This window comes from Nodosilinea sp. LEGE 07088 (assembly GCF_015207395.1).
Lineage (GTDB): Bacteria > Cyanobacteriota > Cyanobacteriia > Phormidesmidales > Phormidesmidaceae > Nodosilinea.
The window spans coordinates 1-21,542 of record NZ_JADEWX010000102.1; the positions used below are offsets into that span (position 1 = coordinate 1).

The window sequence follows — 21,542 nt, forward strand, 5'->3', positions numbered from 1 at the left end:
CAGGCGATTTTTCGAGTTCTCAGAGGATGAATCGTAGGGCCGACCCTCGCTGCTCCACGGACTATGACGATCACGTGCCTAGGGGATACGGTCTAGCACTACTTCTCTCTCAACATACAAGGGGAGCTAGGGAGCCAAGCGATCCGGAACGGTGGACATAGTTCAGCCTTCGAATACTAGCCAACGACCATGAGTCTGTCGTCTAAATTCAACACTGCAACCGCCCAGTATCTCGACCAAGCTGGTCAGGTACTAGAGCAATACTTCCGCGAGTCCGTCCGGTTTAGCAAACAACCCGCTCTTAATGAATTGGCTGCGGTGTGGGAAGAGTACAAATTTCCCAACTGGGATGGTTATGACGCTTTGCCGGTTCAGAGTAATGCCCTGGCTTATGCTTACCTTATCATCAGGGCCCTGCCCCTCGGGTCTCCGCTCCCGTCAGTAGGGGCAGAACCAGATGGTCACCTGACCTTGGAGTGGTATCGCCATCCCCGCTGGATTTTGTCGGTCAGCATTGGCCCAGAAGGCACCCTGTATTATGCTGCGCTATTCGGCAACAGCGATGTACGCGAGTCAGAGCCTTTCTTCGGCAACATCCCTAAATCGATTCTGAACTTGATTCAACGCGTCCGTCCGGCATGATTAACCCTGAAAATGTGCCGCCGGTTGAAGAGCCAGAATGGCTGGCCCGTTACGTACAGTTCACTCAAGCCTCCCCCATCGGCCACGGCCTAATTTTGAGAGTAGGGCAAGGATACATAGCTTGTCTGGGAGCAAAACGCTCGTTATCGGGAGATGAGTGGCCAAAGTGTAGTGGCTTGTTTGGCTAATGGCTTTATGTTCCTTTTTTAAAGCGGCTAGAAACCCAGCCAAGTCTTTATGCGAGTCATGCGGGCTGTCTTAGAACAGCGGCGTAACAGTGACTAAGCCTGCATATCCACGACTATCTAAACCAGGCCTGAACCCGCTCTCTAGACTTAGGCCGACCAAAACTCCATGACGCTTAGAGACGTATCTCTGCTTTACGGCGGGTTGCTACTAGCCGCTAGCCTGCCCGCCCAGGCCCAGTCAGTCCCTTCCCCAACCGCCAAACCCGCACCAGAGGCGGCAGATCGGCTGGTTCAGCCTCGCTTTGGCGTAAATTACCAGACCGGAGCCGGGGGCTTTCGAGACTTTGGCAGCGCAGAGGCGCTGATTCCGCTCGGGCAGTCACCCGGGCAGAATCTCTGGTTTTTGCAGGGGCAGGCCCGCTTAGACACCGTGGGGGGCTGGGGCAGCACCCTGCTGCTGGGCTACCGTTCCCTAGATGCCAGTCAGGGACGAATAGTGGGGGGCTACTTTGGGGTAGATGTGCAGCAGGCCGATGGCGGCACCTTCTATCAGCTGGGGGCCGGGTTTGAGCGGGTCAGTCAGGGGCTAGAGCTGCGCAGCAACCTGTATCTGCCGGTGGGCGATCGCACCACAAACACGACCCTGGCCGGTACTCCGTTTTTTCAGGGCTACCAGCTGCTACTGCCGACCACGCGCCAGGTGGCGATGGCCGGCGGCGATGTATCGGTGGGGGGGTAGTTGCTGATCTGGGTGACCTCGGCCCGCTTAAAGCCCATGGCGGCCTCTACTACTATGGTCATCCTGAGGTCTCGGGCATTTTAGGCGGTCGGGCCTGGCTGGCCATGACCCCCACCCCTGGTCTCAACCTAGGGCTGGGCCTGCAACACGACGGCTACTTCGGTACCAACCTGCTGCTGCAGACGGGTTTTAGCTGGGGGGGCAGGCAGCCCACAACTGCTTCTAGAACGGTGGCCAAGGCCTTGGGTAACCCGGTTCAGCGCACCATGCCCATTTGGTCGGTCAGCGATCGCCGCACCGAAGCCGCTCAAAATCCAGCCAGCGGTCAGGTCTATGGGTTTCAGCATGTTGTGCCCGCTACAGCGGGGGGCGACGGCACGATTACCGCTCCCTACGGCGATATCAACGCGGCGGTGGCGGCGGCTCAGGCTGGGGAGATCGTCTACGTTCGGCCTGGCAGCCTGTCGTCGGGGTTTACCATTCCCGCTGGGGTGCAGGTGCTGTCTACGGCGGTTGAGCAACCGATCGCGACTCAGGTGGGTACCGTTGCTCTGCCGGGCTCTGGCGGTGGGATTCGTCCTCAGGTACCGGGCCCGGTGGTGTTGAGTAATGGGACTCGGCTGTCGGGGTTCACCATTGAGGCGGGGCCAGCCCAAGACGGGGTTTTGGCCAACGATGTCTCCGGGGTCACTCTAGATAACAACGACATCTTGACCGCCCGCAACGGTATTTCACTCAACCAGGTGGGGGGTGAGGTGGTGGTGCGCCAAAACCGGGTGCAGACCGCCAGCCAAAACGGCATTTTACTGAATTCTGGGCTGCAGACCAGCAGCGCCGACATTAGCCAGAACCAGGTCGCTAGCGCGGGCGAAAATGGCCTGCTGGTGCGAGCGGCGGCGGGCAGCCAGATCGAGCGGCTAACGCTAGCTCAAAACCAGGTGCAAGCCGCTGGCGAAAACGGCATCGCCGTACTGGCTGAGACGGCTAGCAGCATTGGAACGGTGGATTTGGTTCAGTCAGAGGTGGTCACCAGCGGCGAAAACGGCATCATTTTGCTAGCCGATACTAATAGTGCCATCAACCAAATCACCTTGGCCAACGCTACAGTTAGCAGCGCGGGCACCAACGGGGTGCTGGTGTTGGCCGACAACGGTGGCCGTGTGGGTGAGGTGGCGATTGAGGAAGTCGCGATCGCCCAGAGTGGTGCCAACGGTATTTTGGTGCTGGCCGATCGCAATGGACAGCTGGGTGCCGTTGAACTAAACCAAAACCAGGTCACCCAGGCCGCTGAAAATGGTCTGGCGGTGCTGGGCGATCGCGGCGGTAGCGTGGCCCAAGCTACCCTAACCGGCAACCAGGTGGGTACCGTCGGCAGCAATGGGGTTTTGGTGCAGGTCAACAACGGTAGTCGTCTGACCACGGCGATCGCCCGACGCAACAGCGTCGCCAGCGCGGTCGGCAACGGGGTACTGCTGGCCGCCCAGAATGGGTCGCAGCTAACCACCGCCCTGGTGGAAGACGCTCAGGTTACCCAGGCTGGCGCCAACGGCGTCTTCATCCAGGCCGATACCGGCTCTACCCTTGACCAGGCTACGGTGACCAACCCCACCGTGACCCAGGCCGGGCAAAACGGGGGGCTGGTCCAGGCCGACAACGGCAGCCAGATTCAGGCCGTGGATATCGCGGGGGGGCAGGTGTTGGCGGCGGGGCAGAACGGACTGCTGGTGCTGGCCAACAACGGCAGCCAGATCCAGACCGCAACCATTGAGCAGGCGCAGGTCGGCAGGCCAGGAGCCCCCAGTGCAACCATTGCCAGCAACGGCATTCTGGTCTTTGCGGATAATGGCAGTACCCTCAGCCACGCCTGGATCCGGGCCAACCAGATCCAGGCCGCCGGGGCCACCGGCATTCAGGTCTTGGCCGATGGCCAAAGCCAGCTCACCGAGGCTCAAATTAGCAACAATCAGCTGCGGGCCGTCTCCGGTGGGGGTATTTTAGTGTTTGCCAATGGTCAGAGCCAGTTTGGTCAGGCTACTGTCGCCGGTAACACGGTGAGTCAGACGGGGCGTGAGGGTATTCAGGTGTTCGCCGATGGCAGCGGGCGGCTTACCGCAGCCACCATTGACGGCAATCAAATCAGCCAGACCACTGGCAGCGGCATTCAGCTCTTTGCCGCCAATTTGGGCCGCATTGACGCGGTGCAGGTTAGCCGCAACCAGCTCGCCACCATTAACCAGGACGGCATCGTGGCCTTTGCCGAAACCGGCGGTCGCCTCCCCACGGTCACGCTGAACAACAATCAGCTCACCCAGGTGGGCCAAGACGGCCTCCGCACCTTCGCCACCAACGGCGGCACCGTGGAGACCGCCGCTATCACTAACAACCAAACCCAAACCGTGGGCAATACAGGGGTGTTTGCCTTTGCCGACAGCACCAGCCAGCTCTCAACCCTGACGTTGACCAATAATCAGATTGAGCAGTCGGGCAGACACGCTGTCGAGCTGGGTAATCAAGGCAGCAACGACTTTTGCGCGGTGGTGGCCGATAACACCAGCATTGCCACCACTGACCTTGACACCAACCTCTTTGCCACGGGTACCGGGGCGCTGCAAGTCGTAAATTTGCCCCAGCTCAGCGCCAACAACAACAATTCGTTTAATCAGGTCAACAACGCTGGGGCGACCCCCGGTACCGCTGGCCTATCGCCCTGCCCCTAGTCGCGATCGAAAAGGGCACAGGGATGCTCGCTAGCTCTGTCACATTGATTGACCTCGAAGACGCTTGCGGCCATCATCATAGCCAGGCGCGATCGCAACTGAAGCGATTCAAAGACTGGGAAACTCGCCGATAAATTTTACCTCCGGCTGGAGCTGCACCGCCCAGTGAGCCTCCACCTCATCCTGTACGTGGTGAATCAGGCGGCGAATATCCGTGGCGGTGGCATTGCCCAGGTTCACAATAAAGTTGGCGTGGCGCTCAGACACCTGGGCATCGCCAATGCTATAGCCCTTAAGCCCAGTTTTTTCAATTAAATTCCCAGCTGTATAGGGGTAGGGGTTGCGGAAGACGCTACCGCAGTTGGGTTTGTCGTAGGGCTGGGTGGCCCGTCGCTGGTTGAGACCGGCCAGGGTATCGGCTACCACCGCCGCCGGATCATGCCCTGGTTCAAGCTGAAAAGTGGCGTCGATCACCACCTGTAGCCCCCCCTGCAACGCCGAGGTGCGGTACTGAAAGCCGAGATCTGCTGGGGTCAGTTGCACCACCTGGGGTTCTGACCCTAGATTTGGATCGAGTACCGTGGCCGTTACCAGCACGTCTGCCGTACAACCGCCGTGGGCACCGGCATTCATCACCACTGCCCCGCCTACGGTACCAGGAATACCTACCGCCCACTCTAGCCCCCGACAGCCACGCTTAGCAGCTTTCCAGGCCAGGGTGGGCAGTGGCTCTCCGGCAGCTACGGTGACGCACCCGGCCTGGTCAAATTGGGTGCTACGCCAGCGACGGGTGCACAGCACTAGGCCCGGAATACCCCCATCGCTAATTAGCAGATTCGAACCAGCCCCCAAGGGCGTGATCGTGAGCCCAGCTGCGATCGCCCAGCCCAAGACCGCATCAAACTCACTCCTCTGGTGGGGCATCGCCAGCCATTGGGCCATCCCTCCGACCCGAAACGTCGTCAACGACTGTAGCGAGGCCTGTGATTTCAGGCAGGCGAGATTAGGTACAACCCCAAGGGTTTGGTTCATGGCCCCAGATATCAACAGTTGTTCCCCATGCTAGCCCCGCCCGTCAGTAGGTCAGCCGCGCTAACAGGCCTCCTGGAGTGACGGGGCTTCGGCGTAGTAAGCCATAATCTGGGGAATGAGCTGATTGAGATTGCCAGCGCCCATAAACATCACTAAATCTCCCGGGCGCAGGCTGCGCACTAAAGCCGCCTGAATGTCATCCAGAGTATGGCCATAGATGATGCGTGGGTGGCTGCTAGCTACGGTATCTGCCAGCTGACGCCCCGACACCCCAAAAACATTTTTCTCCCCAGCACTATAGATGTCAGCCATAATTACCTGATCGGCATCGGCAAAGGCATTGGCAAAGTCATCCATCAGGGCCGCAGTACGGCTAAAGCGATGGGGCTGAAAGACCGCTACCACGCGACGACCCTCTACGCCGTAGCGGTTGTCGGTCAACATATCTTGATCGACCTTGATGCGGGCTGCGGCCAGCGTAGCGCGGATTTCGCTGGGGTGATGGGCGTAGTCATCAAAAAACTGAATGCCGTTGTAGCTACCCCGGTGCTCAAATCGGCGGCGGGCCCCGCAAAACTGTGCCAACCCATCGGCAATGTCGTCAAAGGATAGGCCAAGGTGCCTCCCTACGGCTACCGCAGCTAGGGCATTGCTCAGATTGTGACAACCCAGTACCCGCAGGTGCAGTCGCCCCAACGGCTGGCCCAGTTCCCAAATAACTGCGGTAGTCCCCTCGGCCCCAAACTGAACATCGGTAGCGTGGTAAGTGGCCTCAACCTTGGGGTCTAAGCTGTAGGTAATATCGGGGGTGAGGCTGCTGCGCACCACCTGACAATCGGCGCTGGCCACCAGTAACCCGCACTGGCGCTGAAACGTTTGAAAGGTGGCTACCACCTGCTCTAGATCGCGGTAGTGGTCTGTGTGATCTAACTCGATATTTGTGATCACCCCAATGCTGGCTGACAGCTTGGTCAAGCTACCGTCCGACTCGTCGGCCTCGGCGACCAGGTAAGGCCCCTGACCCAAGCGGGCGTTGCCTCCCCAACTCGAAACCTCACCACCGACAACAATGGTGGGGTCGAGGTCAGCGATGAGCATCATGTGACCAATCATACTGCTGGTGGTCGTCTTGCCGTGGGTACCCGCTACGGCGATGGTGCTGTAATCGCGCAGCAGGGCGGCCAATAGATCAGATCGATGCAGAATTGGACAACCTAGCTCAAGGGCGGCCTGATACTCGGGATTGCGGGCGTCAATAGCCGTCGAACAGACCACCTGCGGAATTGAGCCTAGAACATCAGCGGTGGCCGCAATTTTAGGCTCAATGGCCAGGTTAGAGGTTCTATGGGGCCACTCTACTGCGGTAACGGGGTGAGACGTGGGGGCGTTAAGAAAATAGCTCAGGTTAGCGGCCTCTTGCTGCCAGAAAATATGCGCTCCGGCCTCCTGCAAGCGACGGGTAATGTGGGTAAGCCTTAGGTCAGAGCCAGAAACAGGTAAATTGCGCTTGGTTAGAACGTAGGCTAGCGCCGACATGCCGATGCCGCCTATCCCAATAAAATGGAAGGGCCTGCCGGTAAAATCTACAGAATTTGGCATCGTTACACTCCTTGGAACACCACACCACACCATGTGTCAGGCGTAATCATAGCAAGAATTGCCAGATTGGCCTAAACATCGACATTAGACTGTCTGTAAGGGCCATGAAAATCGTCACAGGCCCCGACCCGGTTGATTCCAAGCCTGTGCTGACCGCTTGAAAGCCCGACCACGGTTAGGGCACACCGACTTGAGTCATAGCATTTGATACATCGATGCCTCTGTTGTCAGGCCTCTTGCTCACACACTCTTGCTCACACATATAAAAAAAGATGTATGTGAAGACCGCATATCAATTTTCTATGCAAAGCGCCCGAGCAGAGTAGAAATACTTATGCCCAGCCTTGGCAGATGATCTCGACAGACGGGCTCAGCACGGCCTTGAAGGAGCTACGTCTATAGATTTTCGGTAATGCTTTAGGGGGTTAAATAGATCCAGTTCAATGGATGGCCCCTATAAAGTGGATCATGCTTTGCGATATTATAGTTTCGTCTAAGAATAGATACCTAGTTCGACTACAACAGAGGGATAAACGCAGTGGTTAGAGTAGCAATTAATGGTTTTGGCCGCATTGGCCGTAATTTTCTGCGCTGCTGGTTGACGCGGGAGAACAGCCAGCTGGAAGTGGTAGCTATTAACGATACGTCTGATCCTAAGACTAACTCCCACCTGCTGAAGTACGATTCTATGCTGGGTCGTCTGGATGCTGATGTCAGCCATGGCGAAGATACGCTAATCGTCAATGGGAAGACCATTAAGTGCTACTCCGACCGTAACCCTAACAATTTGCCTTGGGCCGCCTGGGATATTGACCTGGTGATTGAATCTACCGGGGTATTTGTCAGCGAAGAAGGGGCTTCTCGCCATATTGAGGCCGGTGCTAAGAAAGTGCTGATTACGGCTCCTGGCAAAGGCGGCAACATTGGCACCTATGTCATGGGGGTCAACCACGAAGACTATGCCCATGACAAGCACAACGTGGTCAGCAACGCTAGCTGTACTACCAACTGCTTGGCTCCAGTGGTGAAGGTGCTCAATGATAGCTTTGGTATCATCAAAGGCACCATGACCACCACCCACAGCTACACGGGTGACCAGCGTCTGCTCGATGCCAGCCACCGCGACCTGCGTCGGGCTCGGGCGGCAGCTTTAAACATTGTGCCGACTACCACCGGGGCGGCTCAGGCGGTAGCCCTGGTGATTCCTGAGATGGCGGGCAAGCTCAACGGCATCGCCCTGCGGGTACCTACCCCCAACGTATCGGTGGTTGACTTGGTGGTACAGGTCGAAAAGCCTGCGATCGCAGAACAGGTCAACACCGTATTTCAGACGGCTGCGGAGGGCTCGATGAAGGGCATTCTGGCCTACAGTGACCTACCGCTGGTGTCGATCGACTACCGCAAGACCGATGACTCGTCTATCGTTGACTCTAGCTTGACCATGGTGATGGGCGGCGACATGGTCAAGGTCGTAGCCTGGTATGACAACGAGTGGGGCTACAGCCAGCGGGTGGTTGACCTAGCGGAGATGGTGGCCGCCAAGTGGCAGTAACACCGCACTAAGACCTGGCCGGGCTGATGACGCCTGTGCCAATCGTTCTTAATCGAGGAGGATGCCTGTCAGGTATCCTCCTTTTTTATCCGAGTCTGTAGCGGATTTCTTTGCCCGCAACCCTGACTGGGGCTAGCGTTAGGGGCAAGCCCGTTGAACTACAACACTGTCTTTCTCTGGCCAGCTCGTTGGCAATACAAAAAACCAGCGGACTAAACCGAGGTCATATCGCGCTGTATAGACGCTACCCGCGCTTCTCCCAGGGCCTCGTAGCTGCGTTTCAGATCATCGAGCAGGGTTGCGGCGCCTTTGGTATCACCCAGGGCACAGGCAATGGACAAGTGGTGTTGAAGGTATACGATCGCCCGACTGTGGTCGCCCATCGTAATGCTCACTAGCGTCAGCTGCGTCAAAATACGGCGATTAGTGCGCTGGTCTGTCTCAATTGGGCTATTTTTACTCAGGGCCAAAAAGCGCTCGTAGCAGTCAATCGCCTGACCATATTCCTTGAGGGTGAAGTAGGTATTGCCAAGGTTCTGCAAAAGCTGAAATTGGGTCGCCTGGTCGCCCAGTGTAACCGCCATCATCAAGCTGGCTTCGTACAGGGTTGCCGCTTGGTGGGTCAGCCCTTTAGCCCGATAGATCATGGCCAGATTGTTGAGCGATCGCATTTCACCTGGGCGATCGCCCATTTTTTTGGCGATAGTCAGGCTTTGGCTCATATACTCCAATGCTCGTTGCAGGTTGCCCAGATGGCGATAGCTGTTACCCAAATGGCCCAAGGTCTGCTGAATCAGAGCATCATCTTTGAGGTCATGGGCCACTCGTAGACACTGCCGACCATAGTCTGCGGCCCACAGGTAATCGGCCACTCGATAGTACAGACTGGCCAGGGTTAGCAACACCTTGGCCTGGCGTCGTTTGTCGCCCAGGTTGCGGTAGATCTGTAGAGCCTGCTGCAGCAGTGAAAGTGCCGGGGTGTATTGTCCCTGCTGCAGGTGAGCTAACCCCTGCTTGAGCCACAGAGAGGCCTCGGCCACTTGGCAGTGGTGATACCCCTCGGCAATGCGCTCGGCCTGTTCTAGAAGCGATGGGTCGCGCGGTAGGCGCACCGTGGCCTCATCGGCAAGAATGTAGGTGGAGCGATGGGGAGGCAGAGAGGAAGTCATAGGCCGAATCCGCAGGGAGCCTGCGGTGCATTTAACGATGGGGCATCACGGTGGAAGGGTCGGGTAGATCGCACTGTCTTTATCGTAGGTCTATGATCACCCAGACGACACCGTGCTTTTACGACATCTTTTAGCGGGTTAGACAGACTGGCTTAGGCAAATCAACTGACAGCTCTTGGCGCTACGAAACCAAAGTGAGGTTGGCGGAAAGCACTTTGCATAGTTTTCAGGAGGCTTATCGCTCACCTGCATGAGGTTTCAGTCAAACGTTCCGCAGTTACACCAGGCAAAGTCTGTCACCGCGCACCGCCACAACTGGGTTAAGTGCACATCCACTGATTACACTAAAGAAGCTTCATCGTTTTTAGCGCTGCCTGTGGCCCCCCTTCCTTTAGACGACGAAACGCTGCTGTTTGAGCCTGCTGCTCCTGGGGGAGATGCCCTATCGGTGGTGTTTGCCTTTCCCAATGAGTACACCGTGGGTATTACCAGCCTGGGCTATCAGGTGGTCTGGGCTACCCTCGCCAGGCGGTCTGATGTAGCGGTTAGTCGGCTGTTTACCGATGGCCACGAGCCGCTGCCGTCAACCATTGATGTGGTGGGGTTTTCGCTGTCCTGGGAGCTGGACTATGGCAACTTGCTCACGCTGCTGGAGCAGCTCAAGATTCCGCTATTGACTCAAGGGCGCGGCGATCAGCATCCCCTGGTGTTTGGCGGTGGGCCAGTGCTGACCGCTAACCCCGAACCCTTTGCCGACTTTTTTGACGTGATTTTGCTGGGCGATGGGGAGACCCTGCTCGACGATTTCTTTGATGCCCTAGGCGATCTGCGCGGGGCATCTCGGGCAGAAACCCTGCGGCGGCTGGCTGTGGTGCCGGGGGTATATGTGCCGTCGCTCTATGCGGTGACCTATGACGGTGCAACGGGCGGGGTCAGGGCGATCGCCCCGGTCGATATTGACCTGCCCGCCACGGTGCAAAAGCAGACCTACCGGGGCAACGTGCTGTCGGCCTCCACCGTGGTTACCCCCCGCGCCGCCTGGGAAAATATTTTTATGGTGGAGGTGGTGCGCAGCTGCCCCGAGATGTGCCGCTTTTGCCTGGCCAGTTATCTCACACTGCCCTTTCGCACCGCCAGCCTAGAAGACTCGCTGATGCCAGCCATCGAACAGGGCCTAGCGGTGACCAATCGACTCGGGTTACTGGGGGCTTCGGTCACCCAGCACCCCGAATTTGAGACCCTGTTGAGCTATCTCAATCAGCCCCAGTTCGACGACGTGCGGCTCAGCCTTGCCTCGGTGCGCACCAACACGGTTACCCCTCAGCTGGCCGCAACCCTGACTCGCCACGATACCCGTTCGATTACCATTGCGATCGAAAGTGGCTCAGAGCGGGTGCGAAATATCGTCAATAAAAAGCTCGATACCGACGACATCGAGCGCGCCGCCGTCAACGCCAAGGCCGGAGGCCTTAGCGCTATGAAGCTCTACGGCATGGCTGGCATCCCTGGCGAAACCATGGCTGACCTGGAGCAAACCGTGGCCCTGATGCGGCGGCTGAAAAAAGCGGCCCCTGGCCTGCGCCTCACCCTCGGGTGCAGTACCTTTGTGCCCAAGGCCCATACCCCCTTCCAGTGGTGCGGCGTCGATCAAGCCGCCGAAAAGCGCCTCAAATACCTGCAAAAACACCTGCGCCCTCAGGGCATCGACTTTCGTCCCGAGAGCTATAACTGGTCGGTCATTCAGGGCCTAATTTCGCGGGGCGATCGCCGTCTGGCCCCAGTACTTGAGCGCGTTCGCCACTACGGCGACTCCCTGGGCAGCTATCGCCGCGCCTTCAAAGATTTCCAGGGCCAAATTCCGCCCCTAGAGTACTACGTGCACGAAAATTGGGATCTCGATCAACCCCTACCCTGGGATCATCTGCTGGGGCCACTACCCAAGGCCACGCTGCAAAAACATTTTTACTCGGCAGGCCTGATTGCCCTACCCGTGTAAGCTGATCGCAGGTCGCGCCAGGGCAATTCCTGATTTGGAATGAGTTTGAAGACGCTTGACCCACGCTACTTCCTTTATCCCCTCACCTCCTCATCTTCCCCATCTCCTCACTCTCCCATCCACTCCCCCTCTACCTACCGACAGCCCAAACTATCCCGGGTTGCTACGCCCGTGGTCTCATTCACCCCATTGGCGTACTTGCACATTTGAGCAACCTGAAAGCGATCGACAATCGCCCCCGAAAAATCGGCCCCGGTAAGGATGGCGTCGTTAAAGCTACTGCTGGTGAGTAGGGCCTCGGTAAAGTTGGCGTTCGAGAGGTCGGCCCCGTCAAAAATGACGCGATCGGCAAAGGTGCGAGACAGATTGGCCCCAGCCAGGTTAGCCCGCAAAAACGAGGCTTTAGTGAGAATTGTCTGGCTGAGGTCAGCTTTCTCAAAGTTGGCCTCCCGCATTTCGGCAGCTGCAAACGAAGTGCCCGACAGCTGCTTGCCCGAAAAGTCGCGGAAGCTGAGGTCGGTCAGGGTATAGTCAACCGCATTGTCTTGGGCGTGGGCGGCAGGAATGGCACCAACCCACCCAGCTCCCATCACAACCAGAGCGCAGATTAGAACAAAAAATCTGGAGAGTAAGGCGGGCATGGCCGAGTAAACCGTTGAATGGGCAAGGGACGTAGACCATGTCCATCACAGTTAACCCTTGCGGCCAGGATGGGCAGGCTTTGCTTTGCCCATCCTACAAATTTTTGGGACGACATTATCGCTGAGCATCTTCAGGTCATAGCTTCGAGAGCGGCTTGCAAAGGCTGGGGCAGGCGACGCAACACCCGACGGGTTTTGACCTCTACTAGGGCTAGCGTAACGCTGCCTTCGATGCAGATCTCCTGGTTGAGGGCATTTTGAATGACGTAGTGCCACACCATGCGTACCCCTTTGGGTGGCCCCAGATGGACTTTGACCAGGGCGGTGTCGCCCAGAGTGAGCGATCGCCGATACTTAAGCTCCAGGCCGACTACGGGCAAATCTACCCCGGCCTTTAGCCAGTCGGCAAAGGTCAAGCCGCTGTCATGGAGATAATTCACCCGGGCTTCCTCCATCCAGGCAATATAGGTGCCGTGCCAAACAATCCCAGCGTAGTCGGTGTGGTACGGCTGCACGACAACTCGATGCTCATACCAGGGAGAAGGCTCCATTGAGGTTACTCCATGTATTGACCTGACTGACGGGCCAACTCTACTACAAATTATGAATCGCACCAAAATAGGCCCAAAGCCAGTGCCTATGATGATTGAGAACACCGTAATTTCAGTTTTGTATCCCGTTGATTCGATGGTGATAGATGAGTCAGGTTGGCTTTTATCACGGGATGCCTAAACGTTCGGTGATCTAGCCATGCCGATTTAGCGCTCTACCATCGAGCGCAACACTAGGAGGACTCATGATCGAAAAAATTCTTTTAGCCGACTCTGGCACGGGTAATACCGAGGCCATGATGAAAGCGCTGATGGAGATTCCCCTAGTGCAACGGGCCTCCGTGACGGTGCTGCACGTCGTGCCTTCCCAGGTCTCTGCCGAAGCCATGGCGGCCAAGTGGGAAGCCGGTGGCCGCACCCTGGCCACCGCCATTACCAACCTCAACCTCGACCCCAGCCGAGTCACGGCAGTGCTACGAGAAGGCGATCCTAAGGATGTGGTGATTCAGGTGGCTGACGAGGTCGACGCCGACCTCATCATTATGGGGTCACGGGGGTTGCAGGGGCTCAAGGCAATTCTCGAAAACTCTGTTAGCCAGTATGTGTTTCAGCTCTCGTCGCGGCCGATGCTGCTGGTCAAAGATGACCTCTACAGCATTCGCCCCATTAAGCGAGTCATGGTGGCGATGGATAAATCTGATTCAGCTAAAGAGGGGCTGAACATTGCCATTTCGCTACTCCGCGATGTCAAAGGCAGTGAACTCACCCTGGTACACACGGTCTCTAGCCTCAAGGCTAAGCCCTTCGATGTCGCCAGTACTGACCCCAATCAAGACCCAATCTTGATGGATGCTCTGACAGAGGTCAAGCGCTACGGCATTGCCTATAAGCTAGCTGCCCCTGAGGGCAAGCCCGGTCGTCGTATTTGCGAACTGGCCGAAGAGCGCAATATGGATTTGATTATCTTAGGGTCGCCCGATCGCCGCCCCACCATTGCCAAAGGGCTGCCCGATCTAGATAAGGTGCTGGGCGAGTCGCTGACCGATTTTGTCCGTGTGTATGCCACCTGCCCGGTGCTGCTGACCCGCATGGCGGCCTAGCCCAGTCGGGGCCGGTAGTTCTTTGCTGCGCCATGCCTCTGCGATCGCCCATAGAACCCTTGCCGTTGGGTACTGGCTAACGCCTAACGGCTTGCTGGCCTGGCCCAACCGCTTGACCGCTGCCTGGAGTGAAGGGTCAAAAACTGCGATCGAGCCGTAAAAAATCGTAATAGAAACGGGTCTCAAATCGGTCTAAGTTAACAAAAGTAGCTGTTTAATGAGAGACCGTCAGCCTAATGTGAGGCTGTTTTTTTGAGAATGGGCTATCTTGGCGTGCCACCGCCCCACCCCTCAACTTTTGTCTAAACTCACCCTTAATCAACCCTAAAGCGAGACAGTCAGCATGAGTAGTCACCTATCCACCGAGCTACGCGAAGGCACCAAAAAAGCCCATACCATGGCCGAAAATATGGGCTTCGTGCGCTGCTTTTTGCGGGGCGTCGTCGAAAAAAATTCCTATCGCAAGCTGGTGGCCAACTTTTACTACGCCTACGCGGCTATGGAAGAAGAACTCGAGCGCCACAAAGATCATCCGGTAGTCTCTAAGGTTTACTTTCCTGAACTGCACCGCAAGGCTTCCTTAGAGTCTGACCTGGCCTACTACTACGGCCCCAGCTGGGCCAACGAAATTTCCCTGACCCCTGGTGGGCAGCGCTATGTCGATCGCATCCGCGAAGTCGCCAATACCCAGCCCGAACTGTTGATCAGTCATTCTTACACTCGCTATATTGGCGATTTATCTGGAGGGCAGATTCTCAAAGGCATTGCCCAGCGAGCGATGAATCTCTCCGAGGGCGAGGGCACAGCATTTTACGAATTCCCTGAAATCTCTGACGAGAAGGCGTTTAAGACCCAGTACCGTGAATCGATGGATGCAGCTCCAGTCGATGACGCGATGGTGACGGCCATTGTTGAAGAAGCCAATGATGCCTTTGGTCTCAATATGGAGATGTTCAAAGAACTAGAAGGCAATCTAATTAAGGCCATCGGCCAGATGCTATTCAACACGCTTACCAGCCGTCGCCGTCGGGGCAGCACTGAACTTGCCACGGCTGAGTAGTGGGCGGCTCGATAGACCAATGCCCTAGCCATCATTCTCCATCAGAGGAAGCAGCACAATGCTGCTTCCTCTACGTTTTTCCTCTACTTTTATGGAATTGACCAAGGTCTACAACCAACAAAACCGGGGAGACATCACTATCGCCCCGGCCTGGGTGGCGGTTATAGCGTTAGGCGAGATCAGCCTAATCTAGGTCAGCCTTGGTCACCAGGTGAGCCTCTAGGAACCACAGTCGCATATCTACCGTGCGAGAGATCTCGGTGTAGAGGTCGGCGGTATCGGCATCGCCGAGGTCATCGGTAGCGTCAATGGCGTCGCGGACGTGCTTACCGTAGGCCGCAAAGCGCTCAGCGAGGGCCGTGACATGCTCGGCACCGTCAATGGCATCGAAGGGATACTCCGGCAAAATTGAATCGGCGGCAGCAACCCGGGCGGTACCCATGGCGGTACCCCCTAACGCAGTGACGCGCTCGGCTACCATATCAACATAGCCTTCAAGCTCTCCGGCCAGTTCATCAAACAGCTCATGAAGCTGGAAAAACTGCATACCTTTGACATTCCAATGGGCCTGCTTGGTCTGGGTTTTGAGATCGAGGGTGGCAGCCAGGGTCTTGTTTAAGATCTCACAGACCTGCGATCGCACGCTGGCCGCCATATCAATGCGGGTCGGGTAAAACCGGCGCTTAGCTTCAGCTTTTACGGGAGTTGCAACCATAGGGCCTCTCTTTTTATCTAACAATCGAATGCGTAACCAACACACTTGTATGGGCTGTCGGCCTGATCTTGAAATCGTACCAGCCTCAATCAGGCACTTCTAAATCATACTCGTTATGAGTATGACTTGCAACGTCGTCTAGGCTATTGCTTCAGCTCTGGCCTAAAAATCGACTATTCGAGGGTATCAACTCAACGCGGGACATGGCTGTCGTCCGGTAGACAGAAGCTAAGAGCCAGCAGGACGGTCAATACTGACTTCTGGCTCCTGCCTCCGACTTTCCCAGTGCTGCTAGCGTCCCGGCTTAAATGGATACCCCTACTTGACCTAGGGAAGTTGCCTTAGGCTAGGTCATTACTCTACTGCTAACGCTAGACGCTGGCCTGTATCTCCAGGTAGAGGCTAATGCCCCCATCACCTACTGGCCCAGATCGAGGCGGACCTGGTCAACTAAATCTGCGGTCACTTGTTCGGCGGCCAGTTCACGAGCTACGTCTTCGATGCGCTTGCGAGCCTGGGCCCTCACAAAGTAAGGAATATTTTTCAGCTTGGCCTGGGCATCTGCCGTCCAGGGAATACCGTTGACCATGGGTGGAGCTGGTTCCGAGTTATAGGGTATATCCACATCCTATAGGCAGTAACGGGCGTAATGTGAGGTTTTTGCCAAGGTGTAATGTTCTGTCAGGAATTGTCGCGACTGACGGCGTAGATTAAGGTGTCGGTTAACCTTGGCTGCGCCACAGATAGGAATACACCCTGGGTGAGGCTAGCACCATTGCTTAGGGCAATACTCGCTGCCTGACTGGGGTATGTTTACCTGACCAATCTGGGGGGCACCTCCTAGCAGAGCCCTCTGGCCCGGAACTCTAGCCTCTGTTCTAAAGTCCAGATGGTTTGGGAACACTGAAACCACGTTGGCACAAGGCCGATCGGCACAATTAGTACCAGTTACTAGAGAGCGTCATGGTAGCAACACCCCACTACAGTAGAGACGAAGCCTCCATTCTACCCGATCAGGAGTTTGGCCTGGCTGCCCTAGGCGATGCTGACGACAGCAGCGCCCTTAAATTCCATGACTTCTCTAGCCCAGACTCTGACAGGGATTTTGAAGCCGATACAGCAGAGGCCCTCAAGGGTCGCCGGACGACTGATCTGGTGCGCCTATACCTCCAAGAAATTGGCCGTGTGCGGCTGTTAGAGCGCCACGAAGAGGTGGCTGAGGCTCAGCGCGTACAAACCTATATGCAGCTGCTCGACAATCTCAACAGCGCAGCTGAAACCAGCGGTGGCATTTTGGCTACCTATAGCAAACTGCTGCAAACCCGCGATCGCCTGTCATCTCAGCTGGGCTATCGCCCTTCTCTAGAGCGCTGGGCAACTGAGGCCGAGGTGCCGATTACTGAGCTAAAACCCACCCTGGCCGAGGGTAAACGAGCCTGGGCTGCTCTCAACAGCATAACCGTGCCAGATCTAGAGCAAGCTATTTCCGAAGGCATTCGAGCGAAGGAACACATGATTAAAGCCAACCTGCGCCTGGTGGTGTCGGTGGCTAAAAAGTACCAAAATCGCGGTCTGGAGCTGCTCGATCTGATTCAAGAGGGCACCCTGGGCCTAGAGCGGGCGGTCGAGAAGTTTGACCCCACCAAGGGCTACCGCTTTAGCACCTATGCCTACTGGTGGATTCGTCAGGGCATTACCCGGGCGATCGCGACCCAGAGTCGCACCATTCGTCTGCCTGTGCACATCACCGAAAAGCTCAACAAAATCAAAAAGGCCCAGCGCAAGCTCTCCCAGGAAAAAGGCCGCACCCCCTCGATTGAAGACATCGCCCGCGAGCTGGATATGACCGCACCCCAGGTGCGGGAAGTGCTGTTGCGAGTACCACGGGCTGTTTCCCTTGAAACTAAAGTGGGCAAAGATCGCGATACCGAGCTGGGTGATCTGCTCGAAGCAGACTCTATGTCGCCCGAAGATATGTTGATTCGCGAATCGTTGCGCATCGACCTGCAACAGCTGATGGCCGACCTTACGACCCGTGAGCAAGATGTGATCAACATGCGCTTTGGTCTGGGCGACGGCACCCCCTATTCTCTAGCTGAGATTGGCCGTGCTCTGGAGCTTTCCCGCGAGCGGGTGCGCCAGATCGAGTCGAAGGCGCTACAAAAGCTGCGCCAACCCAAGCGCCGCAACCGCATTCGCGACTACCTCGAAGCGCTGAACTAGACCATCTCGGCAAGTAACCGGGTGCCTATGGGACAAGCTCAAGACCTGAGTGATTGGCCCAGGCACTCGGTTCTTTTTTTGGGGCTGCCGTCGCTACCGTCAGCTACTCCCCGACCCAAGGGCTCGGCTTCATACCAAATCAACTGAATACCTCTGTAGGGGCGTAGCATGCTACGCCCCTACAGGGGGTTCTAATCAGCTCGCATTGAGCACCATCAGCTGGCTGAGGAGGGGATCGACCAGGTTTTGGTGTTTGTCGGCCAGCAGGCGCTCCATGTAGGCTTGCAGCCGCTGCCCCTGCTCCAGATTGGGGACATACACCTGGCCACTGGGATGGGTGAACAGGGGCGTAGTCGCCAGGGTCGCCATCTCCTCATTGGCGGGGGCAAGCACCAGAGGGGTACTCGCTGATCTGGGCAAAAGACCAGGGGGCAGACGACCTTCTAAGAGCGCCAGGAGGTGGGCCTGGCAGGCGTCTACATTCAGCCCCCGCTCCTTGAGCAGATGCAAAATACCGCTCAGGGGCATGGGCTGCTCGGGCAGGGTGCGCAGTACCTCCATCAGCAAGAACATATCGCTGTACTGGTGACGGGTGAGATCGAGTACTTGGGGGTAGCGGACTAAGTTGACCAACCCGTAGGCCACGCGGCTACAGCTAGGGGGGCGATCGCTCTGGTAGGTATCTTGCACGATGGTGGCGTTGGGAAATTTTTGCCGCAGCCAGCGGGCGATTTTAGGCAGTGACGCACTGCCGCCGGTGCAGATTACCTGGTTAATGCCCTGGGTGGTGGAATTCGCCTCGCTCAACAGCCGATTGAGCTGGCCGTTGATGCGCTGAATATAGGGCAGAATGATGCGGTCTTCGAGATCTTTGCTGCGCACAACCCAGCTCTGATCGGCGAGTTCTAGCTCAAACTGCGGCTGGTGCTGAAGAATAATTTTCAGGTGGCGAGCGGCTTCTAACACGCTCTGGCCAAGCAGGGAGGCCTCTAATCGCTGGTAGAGGTGCTGGCGACGGGCGAGATCGGGCTCTGCCGGGCGAGGAAACTCACAGTCGTCTAAATTTAGGTCTTGCCAATGGGTGCCGTCTAGCTCGGACAGGGCGGCTTGCCAACCCCAACCATCTGCCTCAGCCGCGCGACCAGAGGACGCCGATGGGCGAGTCTGGCGACGTTCAGCGGGGTGCAGCAGGTGACAAACGATATCTAAGTCAATGGCATCGCCAGCGTAACCCATAGAGGTCAACGCGAAATCGTCGTAGGTGAGATCGCTCAGGGGGCTGGGTAAATTGACGATGCCGATTTCCGTCACCGTGGCTCCAGCTGACAACACCACAGTGCCCCCGGTCCAGGAGCAGGCGTAGAGGGTCTGCTGCTGCATGGGCTGGCCGCTGCCCTCGGCTAGCGACGTAGCCGGGTCGGGTAGGCCTGACAGCACCGCTGCGATCGCATCTTCGACAAAATAGATATCGTCAGGCCGCTCCATGAGACCAGAGCCCAGCACCGCCTCCCGCAGGTTAAAGGTATAGGTGTCGGGCCAGTTGGCTGGGTAGCTGACGATGACACCCTGCAACTGCTCAAAGGCCAGGCCAATGGCACTATGATCTAGGCCCACGGCACCTACGGTAAAGGCGGCTCCGGGGGCCAGCCCCTGGGCGAGGGTAGACAACAGCTGTTGCAGGCTATCTTGAAAAATGTGCAGGGGCAAGCGATCGCCTTCCGACCATTGAACCTGCGGTTGAGCCTCGTCTGCCGCCAGGGGAATACCAACCTTGAGATAGGGTTTAATCGCCTTCAGCAGCACTGTGCCCTGGTCGGTGGCGTCAGCGTCGCCCCAGCTGACTGTCAATGCCGATGACCCCACCGCATGGATCTGTCTGTCGCCCCTATCGTCGGCTGCTGTAACCGATGCCATGGTTGGCAGACGGAAGAACTTATCGGCGGTGGCACCGGAAATGGCGTTATCAATCCAGTAGAGCGGATAAACATCGCCCTCGCGACGCTCTAGCAACACTGCCGAGAGGCCTGTGGTCCCCACATCTAAAGCTAAGAACCACAGTGGCGTCGAGGGTGTGGGGCTGGGCTCATCGCCGCCTGTCGGTATGGCCACATCAGGCTGGGAGAGGTCTACGGGTGCGCTTGCGTCTCGGTCTGCCTCAGGGGCGATCGCGGCTAAGGGCAACGGTGCCACCGGGTCTGGCACTGGAGTAGCGATCTCATCAGCATCTGCCCTCAGGATGGGCTCAGCCTGATCGCCAAAGACGTTGCCCGCCTGGGGCACGGTCGCCTGCTCAAGATCCTCGGGCAAGTCTATCGTCAACGCTGCCGCCGTATCTTCCGAGAGCGTTGCCGCTGCTTCAGAGACGGTAGGCAGCTCCATCGCCAGCAGGTCAGGCTCAATCCCCTCGGGTTCATCGGGCTCAGCCGTAAGCGATAGGTCAAGGGCAGTCTCGTTAGCCTCATCGAGATCGCTCTCAAGTAGCTCGCCGAGATCCGTTTCAAAAGTAAGTGCATCGTCTAACCCGGATGGGGACTCCGGCGTGGCAGACAAGTCCGTCGTCAACAGGTCAAGATCCAGCTCATCGACTGCATCGGGCGCAGTCGTGGCCGATCGGTCAAACGGAGTGCCTGCGACGTTGTCGGGCTCTACGGCGGGGCTAGCGTCTAAGTTAGCGGTAGACTCCGGCACAGCGGTGGCCATTTCCATCACTAGCGAGTCAAGCCCCTCGCTGGCCTCAACGGGCTCTGTCGCAGGCAGTGGCGTAGTCGCTAACAGCGACAGTAGCGAATCTGGGCTGTCGTTCTCCTGATTTTCGCCCTCTGGCGGGGAGGCATTGGGGAGGGTAATCGCATCCTCCTCCTGAAATAGATCGAGGGCATCTGAATCTGAAATCGTCTGATTTAATCCTTCACGGGCTGCCGTAGCACCTTCAGCCTCGGACACACTATCAGCCATTGCCTGCGGATCGTCAACCTCAAGATCAAGGCTGAGATCTAGAGATAGGTCGAGGGTGGGGGACGTTGGCGCTGGCAAATCGTCCTGAACCGTGCTTTCAGTTTCTGGAGCCAAATCTAGGCTGAGATCAGTGTCAGCCATTAGATCGAGGGAATCGCCTAGTAGCGTATCTAGATTAATGAAATCAATCATGGCTTCCATCGACTCTGCTGCATCATCTGCAGCGGCCTGAATCGGGTCAGCCGCGGCTGGCTGAGGGCTAGGGCCAGCCATATTGTTAGCCCCAGCCGCATTGAGAATATTATCGAGACTGATTTCTCGCTGCCAATCGGTAGTCCCTCGGTTGGGTGACGATGTTTGGTTAGGCAAACTGGGCCCAGTGGTTGTGGCCCAGCGTTCGCCCAGGGCGGCCAAGTTGTCTAGGTTGGGAGGAGATGATTCTGTGAGGTCAGACCCCAGGACATCACTACTGTCTAGACTCAGATCTAAGTTGTCCAGACTGAGAGAAAGCGGTAGCTCCTCAGGGCTGGGCTGATCGAGGCCCCAGTTATCTAGGGTTAGGGCAGGCGGTTCCTCAGGGCTGGGCTGATCGAGGCCCCAGTTATCTAGGGTTAGGGCGGGCGGTTCCTCAGGGCTGGGCTGATCGAGATCCCAGTTATCTAG

Annotated in this window: 17 protein-coding genes and 1 pseudogene; 10 read left to right on the forward strand and 8 right to left on the reverse strand. The window is 57.1% G+C overall.

What is annotated here, in order from left to right:
• Positions 1-189: 189 nt before the first annotated feature.
• The 3 genes from IQ254_RS19700 to IQ254_RS19710 all read left to right on the forward strand — a co-directional run bounded on the left by IQ254_RS19700 (position 190) and on the right by IQ254_RS19710 (position 4,286).
• On the forward strand, positions 190-642 hold the full coding sequence (locus IQ254_RS19700; protein WP_193967867.1) for a hypothetical protein: 453 nt from the start codon (positions 190-192) through the stop codon (positions 640-642).
• Positions 643-996: 354 nt separating this feature from the next.
• Positions 997-1,569: a hypothetical protein gene (locus IQ254_RS19705; protein WP_193967868.1), complete on the forward strand. Its 573-nt coding sequence runs from the start codon at positions 997-999 to the stop codon at positions 1,567-1,569.
• Between the two features lie 104 nt (positions 1,570-1,673).
• Positions 1,674-4,286 carry a right-handed parallel beta-helix repeat-containing protein gene (locus IQ254_RS19710; protein WP_193967869.1) on the forward strand — a complete coding sequence of 871 codons (2,613 nt, stop codon included), beginning with the start codon at positions 1,674-1,676 and terminating at the stop codon, positions 4,284-4,286.
• Between the two features lie 108 nt (positions 4,287-4,394).
• Here the strand turns inward: IQ254_RS19710 and murB are convergent, their stop codons facing one another.
• Both murB and murC read right to left on the reverse strand, forming a co-directional pair.
• Positions 4,395-5,318, reverse strand: a complete 924-nt coding sequence (gene murB, locus IQ254_RS19715) for a UDP-N-acetylmuramate dehydrogenase (RefSeq protein ID WP_193967870.1) — start codon at positions 5,316-5,318, stop codon at positions 4,395-4,397.
• Positions 5,319-5,378: 60 nt separating this feature from the next.
• Positions 5,379-6,917: a UDP-N-acetylmuramate--L-alanine ligase gene (gene murC, locus IQ254_RS19720; protein ID WP_193967871.1), complete on the reverse strand. Its 1,539-nt coding sequence runs from the start codon at positions 6,915-6,917 to the stop codon at positions 5,379-5,381.
• A gap of 538 nt (positions 6,918-7,455) precedes the next feature.
• Here murC and IQ254_RS19725 point away from each other — a divergent pair.
• Positions 7,456-8,469 (forward strand): type I glyceraldehyde-3-phosphate dehydrogenase, encoded by a 1,014-nt coding sequence (locus IQ254_RS19725; RefSeq protein WP_193967872.1) that lies wholly within the window; start codon positions 7,456-7,458, stop codon positions 8,467-8,469.
• Positions 8,470-8,681: 212 nt separating this feature from the next.
• Here the strand turns inward: IQ254_RS19725 and IQ254_RS19730 are convergent, their stop codons facing one another.
• Complete coding sequence (locus IQ254_RS19730) at positions 8,682-9,638, reverse strand: tetratricopeptide repeat protein (RefSeq protein ID WP_193967873.1); 957 nt, start codon at positions 9,636-9,638, stop codon at positions 8,682-8,684.
• Positions 9,639-10,014: 376 nt separating this feature from the next.
• Here IQ254_RS19730 and IQ254_RS19735 point away from each other — a divergent pair, with 376 nt between their 5' ends.
• Complete coding sequence (locus IQ254_RS19735) at positions 10,015-11,634, forward strand: radical SAM protein (RefSeq protein WP_313887503.1); 1,620 nt, start codon at positions 10,015-10,017, stop codon at positions 11,632-11,634.
• Positions 11,635-11,768: 134 nt separating this feature from the next.
• Here the strand turns inward: IQ254_RS19735 and IQ254_RS19740 are convergent, their stop codons facing one another.
• Together IQ254_RS19740 and IQ254_RS19745 are read right to left on the reverse strand one after the other, a co-directional pair.
• Positions 11,769-12,224, reverse strand: coding sequence for a pentapeptide repeat-containing protein (locus IQ254_RS19740; RefSeq protein ID WP_278000349.1), 456 nt, complete (start codon positions 12,222-12,224; stop codon positions 11,769-11,771).
• Between the two features lie 182 nt (positions 12,225-12,406).
• Entirely contained in the window at positions 12,407-12,826 is a 420-nt protein-coding gene (locus IQ254_RS19745) for a thioesterase family protein (RefSeq protein ID WP_193967876.1), read from the reverse strand.
• 245 nt (positions 12,827-13,071) lie between these two features.
• On the opposite strand from IQ254_RS19745, the gene IQ254_RS19750 reads away from it, so the two are divergent.
• The 4 genes from IQ254_RS19750 (at position 13,072) to IQ254_RS32175 (ending at position 15,179) form a co-directional block, all read left to right on the forward strand.
• Positions 13,072-13,926, forward strand: coding sequence for a universal stress protein (locus tag IQ254_RS19750; RefSeq protein WP_193967877.1), 855 nt, complete (start codon positions 13,072-13,074; stop codon positions 13,924-13,926).
• Between the two features lie 22 nt (positions 13,927-13,948).
• Positions 13,949-14,086, forward strand: coding sequence for a hypothetical protein (locus IQ254_RS31650; protein WP_228040896.1), 138 nt, complete (start codon positions 13,949-13,951; stop codon positions 14,084-14,086).
• 183 nt (positions 14,087-14,269) lie between these two features.
• Entirely contained in the window at positions 14,270-14,986 is a 717-nt protein-coding gene (locus IQ254_RS19755; RefSeq protein ID WP_193967878.1) for a heme oxygenase (biliverdin-producing), read from the forward strand.
• 58 nt (positions 14,987-15,044) lie between these two features.
• Complete coding sequence (locus IQ254_RS32175; RefSeq protein ID WP_255527018.1) at positions 15,045-15,179, forward strand: hypothetical protein; 135 nt, start codon at positions 15,045-15,047, stop codon at positions 15,177-15,179.
• Here IQ254_RS32175 and dps read toward each other — a convergent pair.
• Together dps and IQ254_RS19765 are read right to left on the reverse strand one after the other, a co-directional pair.
• Positions 15,171-15,701: a DNA starvation/stationary phase protection protein Dps gene (dps, locus tag IQ254_RS19760; RefSeq protein WP_193967879.1), complete on the reverse strand. Its 531-nt coding sequence runs from the start codon at positions 15,699-15,701 to the stop codon at positions 15,171-15,173. The genes IQ254_RS32175 and dps overlap by 9 nt on opposite strands.
• Before the next feature lie 418 nt (positions 15,702-16,119).
• Positions 16,120-16,290, reverse strand: coding sequence for a PCP reductase family protein (locus IQ254_RS19765; protein WP_193967881.1), 171 nt, complete (start codon positions 16,288-16,290; stop codon positions 16,120-16,122).
• Positions 16,291-16,664: 374 nt separating this feature from the next.
• Between IQ254_RS19765 and sigC the strand changes: the two genes are divergently transcribed.
• The gene (gene sigC / locus IQ254_RS19770) at positions 16,665-17,924 is read left to right on the forward strand and encodes an RNA polymerase sigma factor SigC (RefSeq protein WP_193967880.1); all 1,260 of its coding nucleotides are present in this window, start codon (positions 16,665-16,667) and stop codon (positions 17,922-17,924) included.
• A 195-nt stretch (positions 17,925-18,119) separates the two neighbouring features.
• Here sigC and IQ254_RS19775 read toward each other — a convergent pair.
• Positions 18,120-21,542: pseudogene (locus IQ254_RS19775) on the reverse strand (hypothetical protein); the annotation flags it as partial.

Coding starts and splice junctions, on each gene's coding strand:
- IQ254_RS19740 (WP_278000349.1), bottom strand. CDS start 12,224: ATGGGAGCTGGGTGGGTTGGTGCCATTCCTGCCGCCCACGCCCAAGAC.
- IQ254_RS19730 (WP_193967873.1), bottom strand. CDS start 9,638: ATGACTTCCTCTCTGCCTCCCCATCGCTCCACCTACATTCTTGCCGAT.
- IQ254_RS19755 (WP_193967878.1), top strand. CDS start 14,270: ATGAGTAGTCACCTATCCACCGAGCTACGCGAAGGCACCAAAAAAGCC.
- IQ254_RS19710 (WP_193967869.1), top strand. CDS start 1,674: ATGACCCCCACCCCTGGTCTCAACCTAGGGCTGGGCCTGCAACACGAC.
- IQ254_RS19765 (WP_193967881.1), bottom strand. CDS start 16,290: ATGGTCAACGGTATTCCCTGGACGGCAGATGCCCAGGCCAAGCTGAAA.
- IQ254_RS19700 (WP_193967867.1), top strand. CDS start 190: ATGAGTCTGTCGTCTAAATTCAACACTGCAACCGCCCAGTATCTCGAC.
- IQ254_RS19745 (WP_193967876.1), bottom strand. CDS start 12,826: ATGGAGCCTTCTCCCTGGTATGAGCATCGAGTTGTCGTGCAGCCGTAC.
- IQ254_RS19705 (WP_193967868.1), top strand. CDS start 997: ATGACGCTTAGAGACGTATCTCTGCTTTACGGCGGGTTGCTACTAGCC.
- IQ254_RS32175 (WP_255527018.1), top strand. CDS start 15,045: ATGCTGCTTCCTCTACGTTTTTCCTCTACTTTTATGGAATTGACCAAG.
- murC (WP_193967871.1), bottom strand. CDS start 6,917: ATGCCAAATTCTGTAGATTTTACCGGCAGGCCCTTCCATTTTATTGGG.
- dps (WP_193967879.1), bottom strand. CDS start 15,701: ATGGTTGCAACTCCCGTAAAAGCTGAAGCTAAGCGCCGGTTTTACCCG.
- IQ254_RS19750 (WP_193967877.1), top strand. CDS start 13,072: ATGATCGAAAAAATTCTTTTAGCCGACTCTGGCACGGGTAATACCGAG.
- murB (WP_193967870.1), bottom strand. CDS start 5,318: ATGAACCAAACCCTTGGGGTTGTACCTAATCTCGCCTGCCTGAAATCA.
- sigC (WP_193967880.1), top strand. CDS start 16,665: ATGGTAGCAACACCCCACTACAGTAGAGACGAAGCCTCCATTCTACCC.